We start from the raw sequence: 23,915 nt of genomic DNA on the forward strand, positions 1-23,915 counted from the left end.
GCACCGCGTTTGCGTCTGTTTGCGTCTCTGCGGTGCGGTGCGCGGGAAACAGTCGTGAATCATGCACGGCGCAAGTTCCCGAACCGCGCGTGCTCTCAGACTATCTGTTGCGCATGCAACCGTGCAATGTGGTCTGCATCATAACCTAGCGATTGCAGGACTTCATCGGTATGTTCACCCAGTTCCGGGCCGAGCCAGCGGGTTTCGCCGGGCGTTTCCGAAAGCTTCGGCGTGACCGACGGCAGCGCGATTTCCTGACCGTCCTGCCATTTGAAGCGCTGGATCATCTGACGCGCCATAAACTGCGGATCGGTGAACATGTCCGCGACGCTATAGATGCGGCCGACCGGCACGTCGGCGGCATTCAGCACGGCGAGCGCTTCGTCGATGGTGCGCGTGGCGAGCCACGCGGCAATCGCGCCGTCGATTTCCTGGGTACGCGGCACGCGGCCGTCGTTGTGCGCCAACGCGGGATCGTTCGCCAGATCTTCACGCTCGATTGCCAGCATCAGCCGCTTGAAAATCGGATCGCTATTGCCGCCGATCACGATGCTGCCGTCGCGGCACGGATAGGTGTTCGACGGCACGATGCCCGGCAGCGACGCGCCGGTGCGCTCACGCACCATGCCATACACGCCGTATTCGGGCACCACGCTTTCCATCATGTTGAACACGGCCTCGTACAACGCGACGTCGACGACCTGCCCCTTGCCGCCGTTCACCTGCTTGTGATGCAGCGCCATCAACGCGCCGATCACGCCATGCAGCGCCGCGATCGAGTCGCCGATCGAAATGCCGATGCGCGGCGGCGGCAAATCCGGATATCCAGTGATGTGGCGCAAGCCGCCCATCGATTCGGCAATCGCGCCGAAGCCGGGCCGGTCGCGATACGGCCCGGTCTGGCCGTAGCCGGACAGACGCACCATCACGAGCCCGGGATTCTCCGCGGACAAAACGTCATAGCCGAGCCCGAGCTTCTCGAGCAAACCCGGCCGGAAATTTTCGACGACGATATCGGCTTCTTTCGCGAGACGCCGCACGATCTCCTTACCCTCTTCGGCTTTCAGATTGATCGTGACGGATTTCTTGTTACGCGCCTGCACGGCCCACCACAGCGACGTGCCGCCGACTTCCGGATAGAGCTTGCGCCATTTGCGCAGCGGATCGCCGCCTTTGGGATCTTCGATCTTGATGACGTCGGCGCCGAATTCGCCGAGAAAGCGCGCGGCGAACGGGCCGGCGATCAGCGTGCCAAGTTCGAGCACCTTGACGCCTGCGAGCGGGCCTTTGGGCACGGCTGCAGTTGCGCTTGGGTCGGGGGTGGCGCTCATGTGTCTCCTTTCTTCTGTTCTGGCGGCGCCGCGCAGGGCCGCGTGCAGTTCGTCGACGCGGCGAGCGCGGCAAGCGCTTCGCGCTACATCGAGCGCCGGTCGAGCATCGCGCGGGCGATCGTGCCGGCGTCGACGTATTCGAGTTCGCCGCCCACCGGCACGCCGCGCGCGAGGCGCGTCACGGCAAGCCCGCGTGCCTTGAGCGTCTGCCCGAGGTAATGCGCGGTGGCCTCGCCTTCGTTGGTGAAATTGGTTGCAAGCACGACTTCCTTGACGACGCCATCCGACGCGCGCTTCACGAGCCGGTCGAAGTGGATCTCCTTCGGGCCGATGCCGTCGAGCGGACTGAGCCGCCCCATCAGCACGAAATAGAGGCCGCGATAGGTCATCGTCTGTTCGAGCATGATCTGGTCGGCAGGCGTCTCGACGACGCACAGCAGCGTAGGATCGCGCTCAGGATCGAGGCAGACCTCGCAGATCTGCGCTTCGGTAAAGGTGTTGCACTTCTCGCAGTGCTGCAGATGCTCAGTCGCGAACAGCAGCGAGCGGCCGAGCTTTTCGGCGCCGTCGCGGTCGTGCTGCATCAGGTGGTACGCCATGCGTTGCGCGGACTTCGGCCCGACACCGGGCAGCGCGCGCAGCGCTTCGACGAGCGCCGACAAGGCGGAAGGTTGTTTCATGCTGATCGGCGGCGTCGAAGTGGGGGTTGCCCTGTAGGCGGGTAGCTATGCGGTTCTATCAGCGCGCAAGCGGATCAGGCAAGTGCGCTTGACTGACGAACTGGGACGCGCAGTGTCGAACCGGAACAAGCATGGAACGAACATGACTCGCGCGTTCCACGGACGCCGCGGCAACGGCAGCCGCGGCACTCGGTCCTTATTGCAGCGGCAGCGCTCAGAACGGCAGTTTGAAGCCCGGCGGCAGCGGCAGGCCCGAGGTCATGCCGCCCATCTTTTCCTGGGCGGTGGCCTCGGCCTTGCGCACGGCGTCGTTGAATGCAGCGGCGACGAGGTCTTCCAGCATGTCCTTGTCGTCGGCGAGCAAGCTCGGATCGATCGAAACGCGGCGCACGTCGTTCTTGCAGGTCATCGTCACCTTGACGAGACCCGCGCCCGACTGCCCCTCGACTTCGATCTGCGCGAGTTGCTCCTGCATCTTCTTCATGTTTTCCTGCATCTGCTGGGCTTGCTTCATCAGCCCGGCGAGTTGGCCTTTCATCATGGACATGCTCCTTCTTGATAGCGTGAAATCCGGAAATCGGGTGCGCCACAAGGCGCGGCGAATCAGTGGGCGGACGGCGCGCCGTTCGGGCCGGCGTCCTGCGTAATCGGGCGGATGGAGCCTGGCACGATGCTCGCGCCGAACTCGCGGATCAGCGATTGCACGAACGGATCGGCGCCGATCTCGCGCTCCGCTTGCTGCTGACGCTGGGCGCGCATTGCGGCATCGTGCGCGGCGGCGGTACGGCGTGCCGGACCGACTTCGACCAGCACTTCGACGTTCTGGCCGAGCTTTTCGGCGAGCGCGGTTTTCAGTTTAGCGACCTGCGAGGTTTCCGCGTATTGCGGCACCGGCACGTTCAGCTTGAGCGTGCTGCCTTCGAGCGCCATCAGTTCGCTGTTGAACGCAAGCTGATACGAAATGCCTTTGAGCGGCAAATCGACGGCGAGCGCGGGCCAGTCGCCCTTGAAGCCCAGCGGGTCGAGCGGCACGGCGGGCGGCAGCGGGCGTTTGTCCACGACCGGCGCGGGCGCAGACGGAGTCGCAGCGTTGACGCGGACGTCGTCCGGGCCGCTGTCGAACACGGGCACGTAATTGTCTTCGGGCAGTCCGTAATAGCCTTCGTCCGCAGCCGAGAGCGGCATGTACTCGTCGGGCGGGATGTCGTCCCACGGCGGGATCGACGAGCCGTTCTGCTCCGCGTCGCTGCGTTGCGCCTGCGGTGAAGACACGCGCGCGGCGGGTGCGGCGTCCTGCTGCGCGCGGCGCGGGGCGCCCGGCGTAGGCACGGGCACGACGACGCGCGGCGCGGCAGGTTTCGGTGCGGCCGAAGCAGCGGGCCTGGCGGCTGACGCGGCGGTGGCACGGCCACGGTCCGACGAAACTTTCAGGCCGGCGCTGCGCAATACGTTGAGCGCGTCGCTGGCGCCGCCTGCGCGGCGCGACGGGGCGTCCGCCGCGGGCGGCGGTGCGGCCGCCGGGACTTCCTCAAAGCGTGCCGTCGCGGCATCGGCCAGTGCGGCTTGCGATTTTGCGGGCGCTGCGTCGACGCGGCTGGCCGCGGCGGATGGTTCGTAAGCTTCACCATCCGATACGGGCGATTCGTCGACGACGGGCGCAGCGGCTCGTTCGTCTTGCGCGGTTGCTGCTTCACCAACGGCTGGCGCCGGAGCTTCGGTCGTCGCCGCGGCCGTTTCGATCGCGCTCGGCAGCGGGCTCTCGCTCCGTTCGGCGGCCGCCTGGGCGGGCGATTCCGGCGCTACGCCGGATGATGCTTCGAGCACGGGCGCGACGCTTTGCGGCGCCGGGGAAGCGGACTCGCTTGCGGCTGGCGCTGACTCCATCGAAGCCGTTGCAGTAGCGGCTTCCGGTTGCTGCTGATTGTTGGCTTCGGCCTCAACAGGCCGGACATCAGCCGCTGCCTTCTGCGCTTCGGCTACGCTCGCGTTTTCCGCCGTGGGCTTTTCCGACGCAACAGCCACCGCAGGCTCGGCGCTCTTCGCTGCTGTCGCCTCGTTAGCGTGCGGCTCGCGCACCACCGGCGAGGCAGCATTCGCCACTGGCGTCGCGGAAATCGACCCAGCTTGCTGCGCAACCGCTTCTATCGGACGCGCCGCCGGCGCACGCGCGGACGCTGCAGCCTGAGACGCAGCCACCGCCGGCGTGCCGGCGCGTTTCGCTCCGCTCGAATTCGACGGTCCCGCTGAACGGCCCGAACCCGCCGCCCCACCGCCACCGGTAGGCGCCGGCTCGAACGCCAGCATGCGCAACAGCGTCATGGTGAAGCCGGCGTATTCGTCAGGAGCGAGACCCAGTTCGCTTCGGCCGATCGTCGCGATCTGATAGAACAACTGCACCTGCTCGGCGCTCAGCGCTTCGGCAAAGCGACGCAGATCGCCCGCTTCCGGCCACTCGTCCAGCACCGACGACGGCGCGAACTGCGCCCACGCAATCCGGTGCAGCAAGCTCGCCAGATCCTGCAACGCCGTCGAAAACGACAGGCTGCGCAACGCCATCTCGTCCGCGACCGCCAGCACCGCGGCGCCGTCGCCATCGGCAAGCGCATCGAGCAGACGGATCAGATAGCTTTGATCGAGCGCGCCGAGCATGCCGCGCACCGCATCTTCATTGACCTGATTGGCCGAATAGGCAATCGCCTGATCGGTTAGCGAGAGCGCGTCGCGCATCGAACCGTCAGCCGCGCGCGCGAGCAGGCGCAACGCCTGGGCGTCGAACGGCACGCGCTCTTCGCCGAGAATATGCTCGAGGTGCGAGACGATATGCCCGGCCGGCATCTGCTTCAGGTTGAACTGCAGACAGCGCGACAACACCGTGACTGGAATCTTCTGCGGGTCGGTGGTGGCGAGGATGAACTTGACGTGCGACGGCGGCTCTTCCAGCGTCTTCAACATCGCGTTGAACGCGTGGTTGGTCAGCATATGCACTTCGTCGATCATGTAGACCTTGAAGCGTGCGTCGACCGGCGCATACACCGCGCGCTCCAGCAGTGCGGCCATTTCGTCGACGCCGCGATTACTCGCCGCGTCCATCTCGACATAATCGACAAAGCGGCCTTCGTCGATCTCGCGACACGCGCGGCACACGCCGCACGGCGTCGAGGTCACGCCGGTTTCGCAATTCAGCGCCTTGGCGAAGATGCGCGACAGCGTGGTTTTGCCGACGCCGCGAGTGCCGGTAAACAGATAGGCATGATGCAGACGGCCGCCGTCGAGCGCGTGCGTGAGCGCGCGCACCACGTGCTCCTGTCCGACGAGCGAAGCAAAATCCTTCGGCCGCCATTTGCGTGCGAGAACTTGATAGGTCATCCGGAAATTGTATCAGTAACGATGGCGCGCCAAACCGAATCGACGGCGCGCGAACGCATGTTGCCGCGTCATTGAAATTGGCTAACGAACTGATAGAAAAAAATAGATGCGCCACGCGAAATTCACGCCGACAGACAACAGAGGGGCTGGGAAGAACGACAGGGAGTAAAACGGAAATAAAGCGAAAGTGAAACGGAAGAAAAGGAAGGTGACGAGCCCGACCCTCGGCACTGGTGGAAAACGGCTGTGGCTGCTTCGTTCCCGACCTGACCAGGTTGACCATCCCTCCATGCGAGGAGGCCCGTCACGAAACATTCTATCACCGCTTGGCCCGCCGCGCGACTGTTAATACGACCAAAGCACGTTCGGCGCGTCGAATCAGGACCTTCGTACCATATAGGCAGCACCGCCGGCAACACCTGTCCGAGGCACTTGTGTTTGCGCTCCGAGCCACCAGATAAGGTGCGTAGCAGTGAATGAAACAGCGTGGCACTTCACCGGCAGCCGTTGGCCCCACTGCCCTTGACGAGTACTATCACCACCGGCAACGCATAGCGAATTAAGCTAAACTGCCGTACGGATGACCCGCGAACGCGAGCCTTCCGCACATTCCGGAAATAGTCCCACGACTTTTCAGGCATGTGCCGGCAAGGCGCCGATTGCGGCAAAGCGAACAGAAGTTTCCTTAGGTTTTGGTGTATCGTGGCGAGCAATTCAGGCGGGCCTCGAACCGATAGAGGTATTCATACAATGAGCGAACAAATCAAGCATATTAGCGACGCATCGTTCGAACAGGACGTCGTTAAATCCGATAAACCCGTGCTGCTCGATTTCTGGGCTGAATGGTGCGGTCCGTGCAAGATGATCGCGCCGATCCTCGACGAAGTCGCGAAGGATTACGCCGATCGCCTTCAAATCGCCAAGATCAACGTCGACGAACATCAATCGACGCCGGTCAAGTTCGGCGTGCGCGGCATCCCGACGCTGATCCTCTTCAAGAACGGCGCGGTCGCCGCGCAGAAGGTCGGCGCATTGTCGAAGTCGCAGCTCACCGCGTTCCTCGACGGCAACCTGTAAAGCGGTCGCATCGGCGCGTCCCGAGACCTCGGGCGCGCTGTCTTGAGCGTGTTGTCAGCCGGCAACACGCTCAATAAGAAAGATGCCATGCCGTCGCACTGGCGGAAATTGGCGTGTGCTATGCTAGAATCCGCAAAACGTCGAAAAGACGTGTAAGTCCTTGAGCGGTTCCGCTCACTCTCCTCCCAGATTTCATTTCGTCGCACCTTCTCCTGCGGGTTCTCCGTATGCATTTATCCGAGCTTAAGACTCTGCACGTGTCCGAATTGATCGAGATGGCCAATGGCCTCGAGATCGAAAGTGCGAACCGCCTGCGCAAGCAGGAATTGATGTTCGCCATTCTAAAAAAACGAGCCAAAACGGGCGACACGATCTTCGGCGACGGCACGCTCGAAGTGCTGCCGGACGGCTTCGGCTTCCTGCGTTCGCCGGAAACCTCCTATCTCGCGAGCACGGACGATATTTACATCAGCCCGTCGCAAATCCGCCGCTTCAATCTACATACGGGCGACACGATCGAAGGCGAAGTGCGCACGCCGAAAGACGGCGAACGCTATTTCGCGCTGGTGAAGGTGGACAAGGTCAACGGCCAGCCGCCGGAAGCCTCGAAGCACAAGATCATGTTCGAAAACCTGACGCCGCTGCACCCGAACAAGGTGCTGCTGCTCGAGCGCGAAATGCGTGGCGAAGAAAACGTCACGGGCCGCATCATCGATATGATCGCGCCGATCGGCAAAGGCCAGCGCGGCCTGCTGGTCGCCTCGCCAAAGTCGGGCAAGACCGTGATGCTGCAGCACATCGCTCACGCGATTAAGCAGAACCATCCGGATGTCGTGCTCTTCGTGCTGCTGATCGACGAGCGCCCGGAAGAAGTGACCGAAATGCAGCGTTCGGTGGCCGGCGAAGTGATCGCCTCCACCTTCGACGAACCGGCTGCGCGTCACGTGCAAGTCGCCGAAATGGTGATCGAAAAAGCCAAGCGCCTCGTCGAAATGAAGAACGACGTGGTGATTCTGCTCGACTCGATCACGCGTCTCGCGCGTGCGTACAACACCGTCGTGCCGGCCTCGGGCAAGGTGCTGACGGGCGGTGTCGACGCGAACGCACTGCAACGTCCGAAGCGTTTCTTCGGCGCCGCGCGCAATATCGAAGAAGGCGGCTCGCTCACTATCATCGGCACTGCGCTGATCGAAACCGGCAGCCGCATGGACGACGTGATCTACGAAGAATTCAAGGGCACCGGCAACATGGAAGTGCACCTGGAGCGTCGTCTTGCTGAAAAGCGCGTGTACCCGTCGATCAACCTGAACAAGTCCGGCACGCGCCGCGAAGAACTGCTGATCAAGCCCGAGGTTCTGCAAAAGATCTGGGTGTTGCGCAAGTTCATTCACGACATGGACGAAGTCGAGTCGATGGAATTCCTGCTCGACAAGATTCGCCAGACGAAGAGCAACTCCGAGTTCTTCGACATGATGCGTCGTGGCGGCGGCAGCTAAGGCCTCGCCCCAAAAGCCGTATCGCACAAGAAAGCCGCTCGCCACAAACGAGCGGCTTTTTTTCGCCTGAAAGAAATGTGCAACAGCGGTGCAACAGCACGGCAAGATGTACGTGAACGTACACGTTGCACTATAATGCGAGCAGTCTGCCATGCTCCTCACCGCTTATGTCGAAGGACTCACCCGCCGCGCTGACCGTACGCGACGCCGCTGAACGCCTTGGCGTCACGCCGCGCACGCTGAAATATTACGAGGAACGCGGCCTCGTTTCGCCCACGCGCAGCGCGGGCCGCTACCGGCTTTACGACGAGGAAGACCTCAAGCGCTTCGGTCGGATTCTGCGTCTGCGTTCGCTCGGTTTCTCGCTGCACGGCATCACGGAAATGCTCAAACGTCCGCTCGAAGCGGTCGACGGCGGCCACCGCTACTCCACCGAATCGCTGCAGCAGATTCGTGACGCCATTGCGCAACAGGTCGACGCTCTCGACGCGCGCATTGAAGCGATGCGCCGTGAATTCAAGGAAGCGCAAAGGCTTAGGGCCGAACTGAGCCCCGATCTGGACTATCTCGAACGACGCCTCGCCGGCGAGAATGCCGACGCACTGCTGGAGCAGCGCCGCAACGCGCTCGCCAAGGCCGGGAGGACGAACACGCCGCCGTCCGCGAAGCGCAGCAGAAAGCCGGGCGAACCCACATGAGTGCAACGTCGCCCCGCGCACCTTTATTTAGCGTCGAAAAACTGCGCAGCGATTTTTTCCCCTGGGTTCTGGCCGTCGTCACCGGCCTCGACTACTTCGACAACGCGACCTTTTCCTTCTTCACCAGCTACATCGCCGGCGGCATCAATGCGTCGCCCGATGAACTCGTGTGGGCGTCAAGCGCGTACGCGATTGCGGCGGTGCTCGGCATCCTTCAGCAGCAATGGTGGGTCGAACGCTTCGGTTACCGGCGCTACGTGGCCGGCTGCATGCTGCTCTATTCCGCCGGCGCGGTCGCCGCTGCGCTGTGTGAGTCGTCGATCGAGCTTGCGTTTGCGCGCGGCTTTCAAGGCTACTTTATCGGCCCGATGATGGGCACCTGCCGCATCCTGATCCAGATGAGCTTTACGCCACAGCAACGGCCGGCTGCGACGCGCGCGTTTCTCATACTGATCGTGCTGAGCAGTGCGTTCGCGCCATTGATCGGCGGACAGCTGGTCGCGCATTTCGACTGGCGCGCGCTGTTCGCCTGCACCGCACCGGTGGGCATGCTGTTCGCCGTGTTGGCGATGCTCGCCCTGCCCGACTCGGGCAATCGCCTGCCGGAGGAACGCGGTTCGGCGCATTTCTGGCCGTACATCATCTTTGCGTTTGCGCAAGGCGCGCTGCAAATCGTGATGCAGCAAGTGCGCTTCCAGTTGTTCAGCGCGTCACCGGGGCTGATTCTTCTAACGGTCGCCGGGATCGTCGCGCTGGCCTGGTTTGCATACCATCAATGGCATCACCCGACGCCGCTCGTGCGTCTGCATGCGCTGTGCGAAAAAGTCTTCCAGGTTGGGCTCGTGCTGTACATGTTCTACTACTACGTCTCGACCGTTTTCAGCTATCTGATCTCGCGCTTTCTCGAAAGCGGTCTCGGCTATCCGGTCGAAAACACCGGGCAACTGGTGGGCATCACGTCGCTGATTTCGGCGAGCGCGCTGTTCATCTACCTGCGCTATGCGAAACTGTTGCCACGCAAGAAGTGGATCATCGTGCCGGGCTTCGCGGTGGCCGCGTTCGCCGCGGCGTGGATGACACGCATGTCGCCGGGCGTCGGCGAAGCGGCGCTGATCGTGCCGCTGTTGCTGCGCGGCCTACTGCTGCTGTTCATCGTGCTGCCGGTCGCCAATCTGACGTTTAGAATCTTCGCTATCGAAGAATTCACGCACGGCTACCGGTTGAAAAACATCGTGCGGCAGCTGACGATCTCGTTTGCAACGGCCTCGGTGATCATCGTCGAGCAGCATCGGCAGGCGCTGCATCAAACGCGGCTCGCGGAGTTCGTGAATCCGTACAATCCGGCCTTTCAGGGTTCGCTTGCCGCGCTGACCAACAGCTTTGCCGCCGGCGGCCGCTCGCCGTCCGAAGCGCACTCGCTCGCGGTGGTGGAAATCAGCCGGACGGTCATGCAGCAGGCAAGCTTTTTGACGTCGCTGGACGGTTTTTACTTCCTGATCGGCATAGCGATATGCGGCGGCATTTTTGCCGCGTGGCAAAAACAGATCGACTAAGGGTTTCATCAGGCCATGCTTTCGAAACTCACTCAATGGTTCGGCACGCGCCGCCGCGACCGCGCGCTGCGCGAGTACGCAATCGACGACGCGCTCTGGCAAGCCACGCTCGACGGCCTGCCGTTCCTCGCGTACCTCGACGCGCCGGATCTCGTGCGCCTGCGCGAACTGACGAGCCTGTTCATTGCGCAAAAGGAATTCTCTACCGCGCATGAACTCGCGCTGACGGAAGCAATGACCGTTGCGATCGCCGCGCAAGCCTGTTTGCCCGTGCTGAATCTGAGCCTCGACCTGTACCGCGGCTGGGTCGGCGTGATCGTCTATCCGGGCGAGTTCGTGATCCGTAAAACGGTCGAGGACGAAGACGGCGTGGTACACGAAGTCGAACAGGACGCGAGCGGCGAAGCGTGGGAAGGCGGGCCGGTGGTGCTGTCGTGGGAGGACGCGCAGATGACCGACAGCGCGGACGCCTATAACGTCGTGATTCACGAATTCGCGCACAAGATCGACATGTTGACCGGCGAAGCGGACGGCCATCCTCCGCTGGTGCGCCGCTGGCACGCGCCGCTCGACACACAGGCATGGGCGGACGTCTTCGACCATGCATACGACCACTTCTGCGCCAAAATCGACGCGGTGCCGGAGCGCCGCTGGGCGCGATTCGAGCGCGATTCACTGATCGATCCTTACGCGGCCGATCATCCGTCGGAATTTTTTGCGGTTTGCAGCGAGGCGCTGTTCGTCAAGCCGCAGGCGTTCGAGGCAAAGTACCCGGAACTGTACCGGCTGTTGGCCCGTTATTACCGGCAGGATCCGGCGCGGGTCGGCGTGGCGTTCACGCCCGCCTGACGCCTGCCTGACATCCGCCCAAGCCCGTCCAATAACGGCCGCAGGGCAATCCAGGCAATAAGAGCAAACTGGCAAAAAGCTGGCAGAAAGGTCGTCAAGCGACTGATTTTCTGGCATAATCGCCGTTTTTCGACCCTAGGCAAGTGGCTCGCGCCAAGATGCCGCTCGTGATTCTTCGCGACTGCACGCGGGTTGGCTACCGCCAGATTAAAGGAAAGACCATGAAAGAAGGTATTCACCCGGATTACCGCGAAGTCCTGTTCATCGATATGTCGAACGACTTCAAGTTTGTGACGCGCTCGACCATCCAGACGCGTGAAACCGCCGAATTCAACGGCAAGACCTACCCGCTCGCCAAGATCGAAGTGTCGTCGGAATCGCATCCGTTCTACACCGGCCAACAAAAGATCATGGACACGGCTGGCCGCGTCGAGAAGTTCAACAAGAAGTTCGGCTCGCGCGCTACCGGCAAGGCAGCAGCGAAGTAATACGCGCCTCGTGGCCGACTATAGGCCAGCCACGAAGCAGCAGCAAAAAAGGGCAGCGCGAGCTGCCTTTTTTTGTCACCTCATGCCGGGCGCTTATCTATAACGAACGCTGCCGCCAGTGCAGGCGGCATTGTTACCAGCACCCCGACGACGTTGCGCGCCGTTACCGGCCGTGACGCACATCGCACGGCACGACTACAATGCCGGATGCTCCGAATCGGCCATTCTGCCGGACATTCCGTCCGGTCCCGGCTGCACCGCTTATCCGATATCCACACACACCGCATGAGACCTGCCGTTCGCCTCACAGCCTCTGCGACCAGTGCGTTGCCGCGCTGGCTGCTGCTGACCATCTGTATCGTCTACGCGTCGTTTGGCCTCTTCGGCCGCGATCCGTGGAAGAACGAGGACGCAGCCGGCTTCGGCGTCATGTGGACGATGGCCAACGGCGGCGCCCACGATTGGTTGCTGCCGAACCTGGTCGGCAAATACCTCACGGAAGACGGCCCGCTCGGCTACTGGCTCGGCGCAAGTGCAATCCGCGTGCTGGCGCCATGGGTCGACGCGAGCAACGCGTCGCGCGTATTCACCGGCCTGCTGTTCTGCGCAGGCTGCGCGTTCGTCTGGTATGCCGCCTACCTGCTCGGGCGGCGCGCCGAGGTCCAGCCGTTCAAGTACGCGTTCGGCGGCGAGCCGGAACCGCGCGACTACGGCCGCACCCTCGCCGACGGCGCACTGCTGATTCTTCTCGCATGCTTCGGCCTCGCCGAACGCGGCCACGAAACCACCCCGCAGCTGGCGCAGTTCGTCGGCATCGCGATGCTCGTGTACGGGCTTGTGCGGATGATCGACAAGCCGATTCAGGGCGCGCTGATCTGGGGGCTGGCGCTCGGACTGGTGACGCTCGCAAGCAGTCCGGTCCTGGTGGGCGCCTTGCTGCTCGGCACGCTGGCGATGACGTTGATCGTGCGCGAGGCGCGTTCGCGCTGGCTGCTGCTGGCCGGCTTGCCGATCGCGCTGGCGCTGTCGGTCGCATGGCCGATCGCCGCGCTCGCTGCATTTCCCGATGACGCCGTCTGGTACCTGAATCAGTGGGTGCATGTGAGCGTGAGCGCGTTCGCCGGGCCGCCCGGCTCAGTGGCGAAATACGCGCTGAAAAACCTGCCGCTGTTCACGTGGCCGGCGTGGCCGCTGGCGATCTGGGCGTGGTTCAGCTGGTCGGGCCTGCGGCGCGCGCCGCACGTGGCGATTCCGCTGTCGGTGATCGGGCCGCTACTGGTGCTCGTCGTGCTGCAGAGCCATCAGTCGAACCGGCTTTACATGCTGCTGCTGCCGCCGCTCGCGGTACTGGCCACGTTCGCGCTGCCCACGCTCAAACGCGGTGCGATCAACGCGATCGACTGGTTCGCACTGTTGAGCTTCACGATACTCGGCAGTTTCGTCTGGCTGGTGTACGTGGCCGGGCTGACCGGCTTCCCGCATCCGCTCGCACGCAATCTCGCGCGGCTCGCGCCGGGTTTTGCGCCGCAATTCAAAATTCTGTCGTTCGTGTGCGCGGTCGCCGTAACAATATGCTGGTTCGTGTTGGTGCAATGGCGTCTCGCGCGTCATCCGAAAGTCTTGTGGCGCAGCGTGGTGCTCTCGAGTGCCGGCACGACGCTGATGTGGGTGCTGCTGATGACGCTGTGGCTACCGGTCGTCAACTACAGCCGGACCTATAAAGACGTCGCCGAACAGATCTCGAGCCACCTGCCGGAGGACTACACCTGCATCTCGCCGGTGCGCCTCGGCAATGCGCAGATCGCGACCTTCGCCTATTTCGGCGACATGCACTTCTCGTTCGACCAGGATTGCGACGTGATCCTGCGCCAGGACACCCAGGATTTCGGCGAGCCGAGCGCGATGTCGGACTTCGTCTGGAAGCTGGTATGGGAAGGCCGACGCGTGGCCGACCGTGACGAGCGCTTCCGTTTGTACGTGCGCATCGACCGTCCGAAGCCGCCGGTCGTCAAACGCCGCAACTGGCGCAAGAAGCCGGACTGAGCATGTTCGCCGACGTAGGAAAAATCGCCGGACTCGCATGGCCCGTGCTGATCGGCCAACTGGCGATCATCGCCTTCGGGGTGATCGACACGGCGATGGTCGGCCGCTATTCGGCCGTCGATCTCGCCGCGCTAGGCCTCGGCTCATCGATCTACATTTCCGTCTACATCGGCCTGACGGGTATTCTGACCGCGCTGCAACCCATCACCGCGCAGCTCTACGGCGCGCGCCGCTACATCGAGATCGGCGAGGAAGTGCGCCAGGCGCTTTGGCTCGCGCTCGTGTTGACCGTGATCGGCTTTCTGATCCTCTATTTTCCGGGGCCGGTGCTGCGTCTGGCGCGCGTACCTGAGGCGCTGCATGAGCGCACGGTCGCTTATCTGCGGATTCTGTCGTTCGGCTTGCCGGCGAGCCTCGCGTTTCGCGTCTACAGTTCGCTCACCAATGCCGTTGGCGAGCCGCGACTGGTGATGATCCTGCAAATCGGCGCGTTGCTGCTCAAGTTTCCGCTCAACACGTGGTTCATCTTCGGCGGGCTCGGCGTGCCGGCAATGGGCGGCCCGGGGTGCGCACTCGCCAGCATCGCCATCAACTGGGGGCTCGCGCTGGTCGGCATGCGGCTGTTGACGCGCGTCTACGTGTTCGAGCCGTTTGCGATCTTCGCGCGCTTCTGCTGGCCGGTCTGGCGGCGCCAGGCGGCGCAGTTGCGGCTCGGCATTCCGATGGGCCTTTCGTATCTGATCGAAGTCACCTCGTACACGTTCATGGCGCTCTTCATCGCGCGCTTCGGCACCACGACGCTCGCCGGCCACCAGATCGCCGGCAACATCGGCGCGGTGCTGTATATGACGCCGCTGTCGATCGGCATCGCCTCGTCGACGCTGGTCGCCCAGGCGCTCGGCGCGCATCGTCACGAAGCGGCGCGCACGCTGTCGCGGCACGGCATCATGATGGCCGTAACGATTGCTTTCTGTTACGGCGCGATTGTGCTGGTGCTGCGACCTTACTTGGTCGAAGGCTATACGCCGAACGCGCAGGTGGCCGCCGCTGCGATGCCGCTGGTGCTGATCGTCGCGTGCTACCACCTGTTCGATGCGTTGCAGATCACCACCGCGTTCGTGCTGCGCGCCTACAAGGTGGCGATCGTGCCGACCGTAATCTATGCGATCGCGTTGTGGGGTGTGGGGCTAGGCGGCGGCTATCTGCTCGGCTTCAATGTGAGCGGCGCCATCCCCGAGTGGCTGACCGGCGCACGAGGGTTCTGGGTCGCGAATACGGCAAGTCTGGCGATTGCCGGCATCGGCTTGCTGCTGTTCTGGCGAGTTGTTAGTAAGCGGTATTTGCGTGCCGAGGCGGTGGTCAGGGCGGATTCGGCAGCTTGACGCAAAGCGGATTGCTTCAAGATTGTGGAAACGCCCCTTCGTGGAAAACCGAGCTTTTAGGCGCACCACGCACGCGTTGTCCAAGTTGTTCGCTGAATCCGACCGTTAGTTGCATTTCAGGCCGAATAAAAAGGCGGCCGCACCTGGCAGCCGCTCTGCCCTACTCCGCCATCGTCAAACCGCTTGCGCTTCGCTCAGCGCCAAATCGTGCCGTTCGAAAATCTCCCGCGCTGCGAACAGCGCGTTCAGCGCCGCCGGGAATCCCGCGTAGAGCGCCATCTGCATGAACACCTCGACGATCTCTTCGCGCGTGCAACCGACGTTCAGCGCCGCCTCGATATGCACCTTCAACTGCGGCTGCGCGCAGCCGAGCGTCGCCAGCGACGCAATCGTCGCGATCTCCCGCGCGCGCAAATCGAGTTGCGGCCGGCTGTAAATGTCGCCGAAGCCGAATTCGATCAACAGGCGCCCGAAATCCGGCGCGATCGGCGCGAGCGCTGCAATCACCTGCTCGCCCGCGGCGCCGTCGATTTCCTTCAGTTTGTTCCAGCCTTGGGTGTAGCGATCGTTTTGTGCGTGTTCCATGGTGAGTCCTTTTCCGGGTGCGATTGAGTTTTGTCGATCTGTCGTGTCGAATTGCTCTCAGCGGGATGCCGCCCAACGGAATCCCGCTCAGCGACTTCGTAGTACGCGATCTTGTCGATAATCGCGCCGAGATTGCTCTGCAACTCGGCGATCCTCGCCAGAACCGCATCCCGATGCGCCACCAGCATCTCGCGGCGCTCGCCCACCGTCGGCTGACCTTCTGCCCGCAGCGCGGCGAATGCCTGCATCCCGGCGATCGGCATGCCGGTCGCCTTCAGCCGCATAAGGAACTGCAGCCAGTCGAGGTCGGCAGGCGAATACAGACGATGCCCCGCCTGCGTCCGCCCAACCGCCCGAATCAGGCCGGCCTGTTCGTAGTAGCGCAGCGTATGCGTAGAGACGCCGATCGTCTCCGCGACCTGGCCGATGGTGAGTGCTTTCGACATTGTTGACATGACGGAACTCAGGTTAGGACTTCGAGTGCACTCTAAGTCAAGCGGATCGCGATGTCATTCAGCGACGCGTTGATCGATAAGCGCAATACGGCTTATTCGCGAGGCAAAAGGTTTAAATATTGTCCAGATAGATTTACTTGTCATGAATCGATCGGTATAAATCGTCGGCGTTCACAAATAAGGGCGCGCAATTTGTTCTATGCTTGAGCGCAGCGCCTGCTGACAGGATGCGTCGTCCGTTCCCGGCTAACTTTTTTGCCCTCAATGGAGTGCTTGCCATGCTGAAGAAGCTTCTAATGCTTTGCGTTGCTTTGGCTTTGTCGCTGTCGGCCGGATTTGCGGCGGCCGTCGAAGTAAATTCCGCCGATCAGGCCGCGCTCGAATCGGTAAAGGGCATCGGCCCGGTCCACGCGAAAGCGATTATCGACGAACGCACCAAGAACGGCCCGTTCAAGGATGCTGACGATCTCGCCTCCCGCGTCAAAGGCCTCGGCACCAAATCGGTGACCAATCTCGAAGCGGCAGGTTTGACCGTCAACGGCTCGTCCACGCCGCCGACCGGCGCCAAGGCAGCCGCGAAGTCGACCAGCGCCACGAGCACCAAGGCGGCACCGGCGGCTGCACCTGCGGCCACCACGCCGGCCGCGACACCGGCCGCGACACCGGCCCCGACGACGACCGCAGCGCCGGCCGAAGCATCGGGCACGAAGGCATCGAAGTCGAAGAAGAAGAGCAAGACCGCGGCGTCCGATGCGGCGGCTGCTTCGGCGCCGGCTACGGCGGCCGCAGCAAGCGCGCCGGCTGACGCGTCCGGCACCAAGGCCTCGAAGAAAAAGGCTAAGAAGAGCAAGGCTGCATCGGCCGCCGCAGCCTCCGGCGCGTAATATCGTGGCTTGAGCATGGGCAGCGCGATGGTCGCGCGATGGCGTGTATAAGCCGCCCCGCTGCCGCCCGCCTCGCCCCCCCAGCGCCGCGCAACCGCGCGGCGTTTTCACCAGCCGACCCGTCAACCACGTGTCGGCATTCAAGAGAGTCCGTCATGAGCCTACTCGACACTATCGGTTCCCTGGTTGGCAAATCGCCCGAGGGCGGCGGCCAGCAAGCCTTGATTTCCGCCGCACTCGAATTCGTCAACAGCCAGCCGGGCGGCCTGAACGGCCTGATCAGCAGCTTCAAGGAAAAGGGCCTCGGCGACGTCGTTTCGTCGTGGGTCGGTAACGGCGAGAACCAGCCGATCGCACCGGATGCGCTACATAGCGTGCTCGGCTCAGATGCTGTCGCCAGCCTCGCAGCGAAAGCCGGCGTGCAGCCGGATCAGGTCACGGGCCTCCTGTCGCAGATTCTGCCGCACGTCGTCAACGCAGCGACGCCGGAAGGCGAAGTGCCCGCCGAAGGCCAACTGAATTCGACGACTGTGCTCGGCGCGCTTGGCGGCCTGTCGGCGCTGTTCGGCAAGGGCAACGCGTAAGGTGTCTCGTCAGATGTCCTGACCGCCCGTCAATAGGCGAAAAAAAGCGGCAGCGAAGTCACCTTCGTTGCCGCTTTTGATTTTTGGCAGATGCGTTTGACAGACGCGTTTGGCAGGTTCGGCTCATACCTCGGCCATTTCCTGCCTAACGTCTACCGAACGCCTGTCGCTTAATGCACGACGCGTTCGAACACCAGCTTGCCGTCTTCCATTTCGACCGGAATCACATCCTTCGGACCGAACTTGCCGGCCAGAATCAGCTTCGCGACCGGGTTCTCGATCTCCTGCTGGATCGCGCGCTTCAACGGCCGCGCACCGAACAGCGGATCGTAGCCGACCTTGCCGACGTGCTCGAGCGCCGCGTCCGACACCACCAGTTGCATGTCGAGCCTGGCGAGCCGTTCATGCAGACGTTGCAGCTGGATCCGTGCGATCGACTGGATATTCGAGCGGTCGAGTGCATGGAACACCACGACGTCGTCGATCCGGTTGAGGAATTCGGGCCGGAAATGCAGCTTCACTTCTTCCCAGACCGCGTCCTTCACCGCTTCCTGCGGTTCGCCGACCATCGACTGGATGACCTGCGAACCGAGGTTCGACGTCATCACGATCACCGTGTTCTTGAAGTCCACGGTACGGCCCTGGCCATCGGTCATGCGGCCGTCGTCGAGCACTTGCAGCAGCACGTTGAACACGTCCGGATGCGCCTTCTCGATTTCGTCGAGCAGGATCACGCTGTACGGCTTACGGCGCACGGCTTCAGTCAGATATCCGCCTTCCTCGTAACCGACGTAGCCCGGCGGCGCGCCGATCAACCGCGCGACGCTATGCTTCTCCATGAATTCGCTCATGTCGATGCGGATCAGATGATCTTCCGAATCGAACAGGAACGACGCCAGCGCCTTGCACAGCTCGGTTTTGCCCACACCGGTCGGCCCGAGGAACAGGAACGAACCATACGGCCGGTTCGGATCCGCCAGACCCGCACGCGAACGGCGGATCGCATCGGCCACCGCGCTGATCGCTTCGTCCTGACCGACTACACGGTCATGCAGTTTCTCCTCGATCTGCAGCAGCTTTTCGCGCTCGCCCTGCATCATGCGCGACACCGGAATGCCGGTCGAACGCGACACGACCTCAGCGATTTCCTCTGCGCCCACTTGTGTGCGTAACAGACGCGGCCGGGTCGGATTGTTCTGCTCCTTCGCTTCGGCCTGTGTTACTTCCTTCAACTGCGCTTCGAGACCCGGCAGCTTGCCGTATTGCAATTCGGCGACCTTCTCCAGCTTGCCCTCACGCTGCAATCGGGTGATTTCCGCACGCGTTTTCTCGATCTCTTCCTTCAGTTGCGCACTGCCCTGCACCGCCGCTTTTTCCGCGGTCCAGATTTCTTCGAGGTCCGAATATTCGCGGTCCAGCCGCTCGATTTCTTCCTCGATCAATTGCAGACGCTTTTGCGACGCTTCGTCCTTTTCCTTCTTGACGGCTTCGCGTTCGATCTTCAACTGGATCAAACGACGGTCGAGCCGATCCATCTCCTCCGGCTTCGAGTCGATTTCCATCTTGATCTTCGAAGCCGCTTCGTCGATCAGGTCGATCGCCTTATCCGGCAGGAAACGATCCGTGATGTAGCGATGCGACAGTTCGGCGGCCGCGACGATCGCCGGGTCGGTGATGTCGACGCCGTGATGCAGTTCGTACTTCTCCTGCAACCCGCGCAGGATCGCGATGGTGGCTTCCACTGTCGGTTCGTCGACCAGCACCTTCTGGAAGCGGCGCTCGAGCGCGGCATCCTTTTCGATGTACTTGCGATATTCATCGAGCGTGGTGGCGCCCACGCAATGCAGTTCGCCGCGCGAGAGCGCAGGCTTGAGCATATTGCCCGCGTCCATCGCGCCTTCGGCCTTGCCAGCGCCGACCATCGTGTGAATTTCGTCGATGAAGACGATGGTCTGGCCTTCGTCTTTCGCGATGTCGTTCAGCACGGCCTTCAGGCGTTCTTCGAACTCGCCGCGGTATTTGGCGCCTGCCAGCAAGGCGGCCATGTCCAAAGACAGCACGCGCTTGCCCTTGAGCGTTTCCGGCACCTCACCGTTGACGATCCGTTGCGCGAGGCCTTCGACGATCGCGGTCTTACCCACGCCCGGCTCGCCGATCAGCACCGGATTGTTCTTGGTGCGGCGTTGCAGGATCTGGATCGAACGGCGAATTTCGTCGTCGCGGCCGATCACCGGATCGAGCTTGCCGGCACGTGCACGTTCGGTCAGATCGATGGTGTACTTCTTCAGTGCTTCGCGCTGGCTTTCGGCGTCCTGGCTATGCACTTGCGAACCGCCGCGCACCGCGGCAATCGCGCTTTCCAGCGACTTGCGCGACAGGCCGTGCTGACGCGCGAGGCGACCCGCCTCGCCCTTATCGTCGGCGACGGCAAGCAGGAACATTTCGCTCGCGATGAACGTGTCGTTGAGCTTTTGCGCTTCCTTGTCGGCCTGGTTCAGCAAGCCGGTCAGTTCGCGGCCGATCTGCACGTTGCCGTCGGTGCCCTGCACCTGCGGCAAGCGCGTCATCGCGTCGTTCAACGCGGTTTGCAGCGCCTGGACATGCACACCGGCCCGCGAGAGCAGCGAGCGTGCCGAACCGTCCTGCTGGGCGACGAGCGCCGAGAGGACATGGACCGGTTCGATGTATTGATTGTCGTGGCCGACGGCCAGACTCTGCGCGTCAGCCAGCGCTTCCTGGAATTTAGTGGTGAGTTTGTCGATTCTCATCAAGAGACCTCCAATTTCGATTACCACCAAAATGAGGCGTTTTACGCAGGTTTCAAGCGCTTTTTTGCACCGGGCGACAACTATTTAACATTTGATGCGCGAGAACTGCCTCGCAGGTTTCAGGCCGCCGGCGCCGCGCTGCCACCGGCGGGCGTGGCCGGTGCGATCGGCACGATCGGAATCACGCTGCTCAAGCCGAGCAACGCGGCCAGCGGACCGTGCGGCTGTGCGACATCGCCGATGGTATGGCGGTCGAGCTCCGCAAGGAATGCATTGCGGGCTGCTTCGAGCGCACCTCTCACACGACAATGCGGCGTAATGACACAGTCGCGACGCTCGCCGCGCTCATCCGGGAAGCAGCCGACCAGCGCAAAGTCGCTTTCGGTGGCGCGCACAATTTCGCCGAGCGTCAGCGCGTTGGTCTGCTCGGCCAGACGCAAGCCGCCATTGCGCCCGCGCACGGTCTCGACCCAGCCGAGTTCGCCGAGTTGCTGCACGACCTTCATCAAATGGTTCTTGGAGATCCCGTACGCGTCCGAGATGTCCTGGATAGTCGATAACCCCTCGCCACGGACGGCGAGATACAACAGGACGCGCAGCGAATAGTCCGTATAGTCGGTCAGTCTCATAAGTGCAGGTACCACGATGAGCGCAAGCCGCGATCCGGGGATAACCGCGTCGATGCAAGGGTTGCCGGGGGCCGTCGCTTCGCCATAAGATGCAGACTTTGCACATCTTATTATTGCGCGTTCACTGGCGGTATTTGTCTTCCGGCAGTAATGGTAACGTTTCCCGCTTGGGCCATTCGTACGAAAAGCGGGCCATTCGCGACCTACTTCCTTCCGTTTCGACGCAATTTGAGGCCATTCGTGACGCTCTGTGGCTCCTCGTAGCGCACTGTGGCGATCCGCGACGAACGGCTGCACCTTAGGAAAATGCATGAATCCGTCCTTCCCTGCGGCGCCCGTTGTCGAGCGCGCCGCCGAACCCACCGACGCGAATATCCGCGACCTCGTCTACGGTTTTTACGACCGCGTGCGCGCCGATCCGCTGCTGGGTCCCGTGTTCGAAGCGACGCTGGCGGGCCGTTGGGACGACCATCTGCCGAAGATGTGCACGTTCTGGGCGAGCCTCGTGCTGGGCGCGAAGCAATACCGAGGCAATGTGCAGCAGGCGCATCAACCGCTCGAGGGCGTCGAGCCACGGCATTTCAGCCGCTGGCTGTATCTGTTCCTGGACACGGTGGAATCGCGCTACGAACCGGCTGCGGCGATCCGCTTCATGGAACCGGCGCTGCGCATCGCGCAAAGTTTGCAGTTGAGCCGCTTCGGCTGGGATTACACGATTCCGGCGGAGCAGCAGGCGTTGCTGGAACGCGTTGCGCCAAGGCGGCGTCCGCGCGACGACGAGTCGCATGATTCACCTGACCCGCACGCCTCGGCGCGGCCGCGTGGCGAGCCGTTTCCGACCCGGATCATCGGCAAATCGCAGGACGATTGAACGAGGCGCGTGAAGTGCATGAGGCGTATAAGGCGCGCCCCTCGGCGGGCCCGAAAGGCGCGCGGGCTACTCAGCGGTCCGGTTGCCCGATTCGATGCCCCAACGGGCGAGCGCGGCATCGTCGGTGACGCGCGCATCGACCCAGCGTTCGCCTGCCTCCGTCTTCTCTTTCTTCCAGAACGGCGCCTGGGTCTTCAGATAATCCATCACGAATTCACATGATGCGAAGGCGTCGCCGCGATGCGCTGCCGTTGTAGCCACCAGCACGATCTGGTCGAGCGGATTGAGCTTGCCGACCCGATGCACGATCAGCACCTCGATCCCCGGCCAACGCTCGCGCGCGCTCACGACGATCGCCTCCAACGACTTTTCCGTCATGCCCGGATAGTGCTCGAGTTCCATCGTTTCGACCGTGCTGCCTTCGTTCAGATCGCGCACGGTGCCGACGAAACAGGCTACCGCGCCGATCTTCGGGTTGCGCGCGCGCAACCCGGCAACCTCGGCGGTGAGGTCGAAGTCTTCTGTCTGGACGCGAACGGGCATCTCTGGCTCCTGTGCGGTTTGGGCCTCAGCCGCCGGTGACGGGCGGAAAGAATGCGACTTCGCAACCTTCCGTGATGCGCGCGTCGGCGTCGGTCATCACGTGATTGCACGCCATGCGTAACGCGCGGCCCTCGGCGAGGGTGTTGGCCCAAATGCCGCCGCGCACGCGCAGCCACGCGCGCACGTCGCCGACCGTCGCGATGCCGTCGGGCAGTTCGACCGTCTCATCGGCGATCTCGAGCGCTTCGCGCACACTTGCAAAATATCTGAGTTGGATCTTCATCGGGACGCCAGCGGCCGTTGCCGGCCTTAGTTCAGCAATTCGGAAAAGGGAATGAAGCGCACGGTCTCGCCGGCGCTGATCGTGTGATTCGGCGGATTGTCGATCAGGCCGTCGCCCCATACTGTGGAGGTCAGCACGGCTGAACTCTGGTTCGGAAACAGATCGAGGCCGCCGGCTGGATTGACACGCGCGCGCAGGAATTCGTTGCGGCGGTCGGCTTTGTTCTGCGTAAAGTCGGCACGCAGCGACAGTGCGCGCGGCGCGACCGTCTGCACACCGGCCAGACGCAGGACGAATGGCCGAACGAACAGCAGGAAAGTGACGAAACTCGACACCGGATTGCCCGGCAGACCGATAAAAAACGTCTCGCCGGACGCGGCGGCATCCGCCTGCAATGGCGTGCGGCGCACCGCGCCGAAGGCGAGCGGCTTGCCGGGTTTCATCGCGATCTGCCACATCGACAGGCGCCCTTCGGCCTCGACCGCCGGCTTCACGTGATCTTCCTCGCCCACCGACACGCCGCCGCAGGTCAGAATCAGATCGTGCGCTTGTGCGGCTTCGCGTAACGTTACGCGCGTTGCGTCGAGTTTGTCCGGAACGATTCCGTAATCCGTGACCTCGCATCCGAGGTTTTCCAGCAGTCCGCGCAGCGTGAAACGGTTCGAGTTGTAGATCGCGCCGGGTTTCAGCGGCTCACCGGGCACGGTCAGTTCGTCTCCTGTGAAGAAAACGGCGACTTTTACGCGGCGGCGCACTTTTAATTCGGCGCAGCCGACAGAGGCGGCGAGTCCCAGGGCTTGTGGTGTCAGGCGTGTGCCCGCGGGCAGGATGATCGAACCGCTGCGGATGTCCGCGCCTTGGGCGGTGACCCATTCGCCCGGTTTGGGGCTGTGCAGGATCGTGACTTCGTCGCCGGTGGTTTCGGTTTGCTCCTGCATCACGATTGCGTCGGCGCCTGGCGGCACCGTTGCGCCTGTGAAGATGCGGGCTGCTGTGTTTGCTTCCAGCGGGCTTGGCGCGTGGCCGGCCGGGATGCGTTGGGACACTGGCAGGCGGCGGTTGCCATGCGTCAGGTCGGCGGTGCTTACCGCGAAGCCGTCCATTGAACTTGTGTTCATGGGGGGAACGTCTAGTGGCGAGATCACGTCTGCCGATAGCACGCGGTTTAGCGCTTCCAGCGTGGGGGCTGATTCTGTTCCGGCGATTGGGCTCGCGGCGCTGAGCAGTGTCGCCAAGGCGTCGGCAGTTGAGAGCATCGGAGCGCGGGGCGTTGGGGTGGACATCTTCTGGTTTCGAAGCCGCGGGTTAAAGGAATATTGTAGCGGTCGATAGGGGCGGCCGCTGGCGGCC

Annotated in this window: 22 protein-coding genes and 1 other RNA gene; 11 read left to right on the plus strand and 12 right to left on the minus strand. The window is 62.8% G+C overall.

Features of this window, described 5'->3' with window-relative positions:
• Window positions 1-95: 95 nt before the first annotated feature.
• The 5 genes from WN982_RS12280 to ffs all read right to left on the minus strand — a co-directional run bounded on the left by WN982_RS12280 (window position 96) and on the right by ffs (window position 5,683).
• On the minus strand, window positions 96-1,331 hold the full coding sequence (locus tag WN982_RS12280) for a CaiB/BaiF CoA-transferase family protein (RefSeq protein WP_341312277.1): 1,236 nt from the start codon (window positions 1,329-1,331) through the stop codon (window positions 96-98).
• Between the two features lie 83 nt (window positions 1,332-1,414).
• A complete protein-coding gene (gene recR / locus WN982_RS12285) occupies window positions 1,415-2,011 on the minus strand; it encodes a recombination mediator RecR (RefSeq protein ID WP_115099840.1) in 597 nt (198 codons plus the stop codon).
• A 214-nt stretch (window positions 2,012-2,225) separates the two neighbouring features.
• Window positions 2,226-2,552, minus strand: a complete 327-nt coding sequence (locus WN982_RS12290; RefSeq protein WP_006048866.1) for a YbaB/EbfC family nucleoid-associated protein — start codon at window positions 2,550-2,552, stop codon at window positions 2,226-2,228.
• A gap of 62 nt (window positions 2,553-2,614) precedes the next feature.
• A complete protein-coding gene (gene dnaX, locus WN982_RS12295; RefSeq protein WP_341312278.1) occupies window positions 2,615-5,377 on the minus strand; it encodes a DNA polymerase III subunit gamma/tau in 2,763 nt (920 codons plus the stop codon).
• A 207-nt stretch (window positions 5,378-5,584) separates the two neighbouring features.
• Window positions 5,585-5,683, minus strand: an RNA gene (gene ffs, locus WN982_RS12300) — signal recognition particle sRNA small type.
• Window positions 5,684-6,127: 444 nt separating this feature from the next.
• Here ffs and trxA point away from each other — a divergent pair.
• From trxA to WN982_RS12340, 8 genes are all read left to right on the plus strand, one after another.
• Entirely contained in the window at window positions 6,128-6,454 is a 327-nt protein-coding gene (gene trxA, locus WN982_RS12305) for a thioredoxin TrxA (RefSeq protein WP_006048864.1), read from the plus strand.
• A 227-nt stretch (window positions 6,455-6,681) separates the two neighbouring features.
• Complete coding sequence (gene rho, locus WN982_RS12310) at window positions 6,682-7,950, plus strand: transcription termination factor Rho (protein ID WP_006048863.1); 1,269 nt, start codon at window positions 6,682-6,684, stop codon at window positions 7,948-7,950.
• Window positions 7,951-8,117: 167 nt separating this feature from the next.
• Window positions 8,118-8,648: a MerR family transcriptional regulator gene (locus tag WN982_RS12315; protein WP_341312279.1), complete on the plus strand. Its 531-nt coding sequence runs from the start codon at window positions 8,118-8,120 to the stop codon at window positions 8,646-8,648.
• Entirely contained in the window at window positions 8,645-10,201 is a 1,557-nt protein-coding gene (locus tag WN982_RS12320) for an MFS transporter (RefSeq protein WP_341312280.1), read from the plus strand. The genes WN982_RS12315 and WN982_RS12320 overlap by 4 nt, the downstream gene beginning before the upstream one ends.
• 15 nt (window positions 10,202-10,216) lie before the next feature.
• Window positions 10,217-11,050: a M90 family metallopeptidase gene (locus tag WN982_RS12325; RefSeq protein WP_341312281.1), complete on the plus strand. Its 834-nt coding sequence runs from the start codon at window positions 10,217-10,219 to the stop codon at window positions 11,048-11,050.
• Window positions 11,051-11,271: 221 nt separating this feature from the next.
• Window positions 11,272-11,538, plus strand: coding sequence for a type B 50S ribosomal protein L31 (locus tag WN982_RS12330; protein ID WP_042323790.1), 267 nt, complete (start codon window positions 11,272-11,274; stop codon window positions 11,536-11,538).
• Window positions 11,539-11,823: 285 nt separating this feature from the next.
• Complete coding sequence (locus tag WN982_RS12335) at window positions 11,824-13,581, plus strand: glycosyltransferase family 39 protein (RefSeq protein WP_341312282.1); 1,758 nt, start codon at window positions 11,824-11,826, stop codon at window positions 13,579-13,581.
• Window positions 13,582-13,583: 2 nt separating this feature from the next.
• A complete protein-coding gene (locus tag WN982_RS12340) occupies window positions 13,584-14,963 on the plus strand; it encodes an MATE family efflux transporter (protein WP_341312283.1) in 1,380 nt (459 codons plus the stop codon).
• Window positions 14,964-15,137: 174 nt separating this feature from the next.
• Here WN982_RS12340 and WN982_RS12345 read toward each other — a convergent pair whose 3' ends face one another.
• Window positions 15,138-15,548 (minus strand): carboxymuconolactone decarboxylase family protein, encoded by a 411-nt coding sequence (locus tag WN982_RS12345; protein ID WP_341312284.1) that lies wholly within the window; start codon window positions 15,546-15,548, stop codon window positions 15,138-15,140.
• Window positions 15,500-16,003, minus strand: a complete 504-nt coding sequence (locus WN982_RS12350; protein ID WP_341312285.1) for a MerR family transcriptional regulator — start codon at window positions 16,001-16,003, stop codon at window positions 15,500-15,502. The genes WN982_RS12345 and WN982_RS12350 overlap by 49 nt, the downstream gene beginning before the upstream one ends.
• Before the next feature lie 278 nt (window positions 16,004-16,281).
• On the opposite strand from WN982_RS12350, the gene WN982_RS12355 reads away from it, so the two are divergent.
• Entirely contained in the window at window positions 16,282-16,887 is a 606-nt protein-coding gene (locus WN982_RS12355) for a helix-hairpin-helix domain-containing protein (RefSeq protein WP_341312286.1), read from the plus strand.
• Window positions 16,888-17,042: 155 nt separating this feature from the next.
• Window positions 17,043-17,471, plus strand: a complete 429-nt coding sequence (locus tag WN982_RS12360; RefSeq protein WP_341312287.1) for a YidB family protein — start codon at window positions 17,043-17,045, stop codon at window positions 17,469-17,471.
• A 170-nt stretch (window positions 17,472-17,641) separates the two neighbouring features.
• Here WN982_RS12360 and clpB read toward each other — a convergent pair whose 3' ends face one another.
• Window positions 17,642-20,239: an ATP-dependent chaperone ClpB gene (gene clpB / locus WN982_RS12365; RefSeq protein ID WP_341312288.1), complete on the minus strand. Its 2,598-nt coding sequence runs from the start codon at window positions 20,237-20,239 to the stop codon at window positions 17,642-17,644.
• Between the two features lie 119 nt (window positions 20,240-20,358).
• On the minus strand, window positions 20,359-20,868 hold the full coding sequence (locus tag WN982_RS12370) for an Rrf2 family transcriptional regulator (protein WP_341312289.1): 510 nt from the start codon (window positions 20,866-20,868) through the stop codon (window positions 20,359-20,361).
• A 310-nt stretch (window positions 20,869-21,178) separates the two neighbouring features.
• Here WN982_RS12370 and WN982_RS12375 point away from each other — a divergent pair, with 310 nt between their 5' ends.
• Window positions 21,179-21,739 carry a group III truncated hemoglobin gene (locus tag WN982_RS12375; RefSeq protein WP_341312290.1) on the plus strand — a complete coding sequence of 187 codons (561 nt, stop codon included), beginning with the start codon at window positions 21,179-21,181 and terminating at the stop codon, window positions 21,737-21,739.
• 66 nt (window positions 21,740-21,805) lie between these two features.
• On the opposite strand, the gene WN982_RS12380 is transcribed toward WN982_RS12375, so the two are convergent.
• The 3 genes from WN982_RS12380 to glp are packed head-to-tail and all read right to left on the minus strand — an operon-like array spanning window position 21,806 to window position 23,821.
• Complete coding sequence (locus tag WN982_RS12380; protein WP_341312291.1) at window positions 21,806-22,282, minus strand: molybdenum cofactor biosynthesis protein MoaE; 477 nt, start codon at window positions 22,280-22,282, stop codon at window positions 21,806-21,808.
• A 25-nt stretch (window positions 22,283-22,307) separates the two neighbouring features.
• The gene (gene moaD / locus WN982_RS12385) at window positions 22,308-22,565 is read right to left on the minus strand and encodes a molybdopterin converting factor subunit 1 (protein ID WP_341312292.1); all 258 of its coding nucleotides are present in this window, start codon (window positions 22,563-22,565) and stop codon (window positions 22,308-22,310) included.
• A gap of 26 nt (window positions 22,566-22,591) precedes the next feature.
• Entirely contained in the window at window positions 22,592-23,821 is a 1,230-nt protein-coding gene (gene glp, locus WN982_RS12390) for a gephyrin-like molybdotransferase Glp (protein ID WP_341315781.1), read from the minus strand.
• Window positions 23,822-23,915 lie beyond the last annotated feature (94 nt).

Source organism: Paraburkholderia sp. IMGN_8 (assembly GCF_038050405.1).
In the GTDB taxonomy this organism is placed as follows: Bacteria; Pseudomonadota; Gammaproteobacteria; order Burkholderiales; family Burkholderiaceae; genus Paraburkholderia.

Bases quoted from the DNA above. Each gene is read 5' to 3' on its own strand.
- WN982_RS12280 (WP_341312277.1), bottom strand. From the start codon at position 1,331: ATGAGCGCCACCCCCGACCCAAGCGCAACTGCAGCCGTGCCCAAAGGC.
- recR (WP_115099840.1), bottom strand. From the start codon at position 2,011: ATGAAACAACCTTCCGCCTTGTCGGCGCTCGTCGAAGCGCTGCGCGCG.
- WN982_RS12290 (WP_006048866.1), bottom strand. From the start codon at position 2,552: ATGATGAAAGGCCAACTCGCCGGGCTGATGAAGCAAGCCCAGCAGATG.
- dnaX (WP_341312278.1), bottom strand. From the start codon at position 5,377: ATGACCTATCAAGTTCTCGCACGCAAATGGCGGCCGAAGGATTTTGCT.
- trxA (WP_006048864.1), top strand. From the start codon at position 6,128: ATGAGCGAACAAATCAAGCATATTAGCGACGCATCGTTCGAACAGGAC.
- rho (WP_006048863.1), top strand. From the start codon at position 6,682: ATGCATTTATCCGAGCTTAAGACTCTGCACGTGTCCGAATTGATCGAG.
- WN982_RS12315 (WP_341312279.1), top strand. From the start codon at position 8,118: ATGTCGAAGGACTCACCCGCCGCGCTGACCGTACGCGACGCCGCTGAA.
- WN982_RS12320 (WP_341312280.1), top strand. From the start codon at position 8,645: ATGAGTGCAACGTCGCCCCGCGCACCTTTATTTAGCGTCGAAAAACTG.
- WN982_RS12325 (WP_341312281.1), top strand. From the start codon at position 10,217: ATGCTTTCGAAACTCACTCAATGGTTCGGCACGCGCCGCCGCGACCGC.
- WN982_RS12330 (WP_042323790.1), top strand. From the start codon at position 11,272: ATGAAAGAAGGTATTCACCCGGATTACCGCGAAGTCCTGTTCATCGAT.
- WN982_RS12335 (WP_341312282.1), top strand. From the start codon at position 11,824: ATGAGACCTGCCGTTCGCCTCACAGCCTCTGCGACCAGTGCGTTGCCG.
- WN982_RS12340 (WP_341312283.1), top strand. From the start codon at position 13,584: ATGTTCGCCGACGTAGGAAAAATCGCCGGACTCGCATGGCCCGTGCTG.
- WN982_RS12345 (WP_341312284.1), bottom strand. From the start codon at position 15,548: ATGGAACACGCACAAAACGATCGCTACACCCAAGGCTGGAACAAACTG.
- WN982_RS12350 (WP_341312285.1), bottom strand. From the start codon at position 16,003: ATGTCAACAATGTCGAAAGCACTCACCATCGGCCAGGTCGCGGAGACG.
- WN982_RS12355 (WP_341312286.1), top strand. From the start codon at position 16,282: ATGCTGAAGAAGCTTCTAATGCTTTGCGTTGCTTTGGCTTTGTCGCTG.
- WN982_RS12360 (WP_341312287.1), top strand. From the start codon at position 17,043: ATGAGCCTACTCGACACTATCGGTTCCCTGGTTGGCAAATCGCCCGAG.
- clpB (WP_341312288.1), bottom strand. From the start codon at position 20,239: ATGAGAATCGACAAACTCACCACTAAATTCCAGGAAGCGCTGGCTGAC.
- WN982_RS12370 (WP_341312289.1), bottom strand. From the start codon at position 20,868: ATGAGACTGACCGACTATACGGACTATTCGCTGCGCGTCCTGTTGTAT.
- WN982_RS12375 (WP_341312290.1), top strand. From the start codon at position 21,179: ATGAATCCGTCCTTCCCTGCGGCGCCCGTTGTCGAGCGCGCCGCCGAA.
- WN982_RS12380 (WP_341312291.1), bottom strand. From the start codon at position 22,282: ATGCCCGTTCGCGTCCAGACAGAAGACTTCGACCTCACCGCCGAGGTT.
- moaD (WP_341312292.1), bottom strand. From the start codon at position 22,565: ATGAAGATCCAACTCAGATATTTTGCAAGTGTGCGCGAAGCGCTCGAG.
- glp (WP_341315781.1), bottom strand. From the start codon at position 23,821: ATGCTCTCAACTGCCGACGCCTTGGCGACACTGCTCAGCGCCGCGAGC.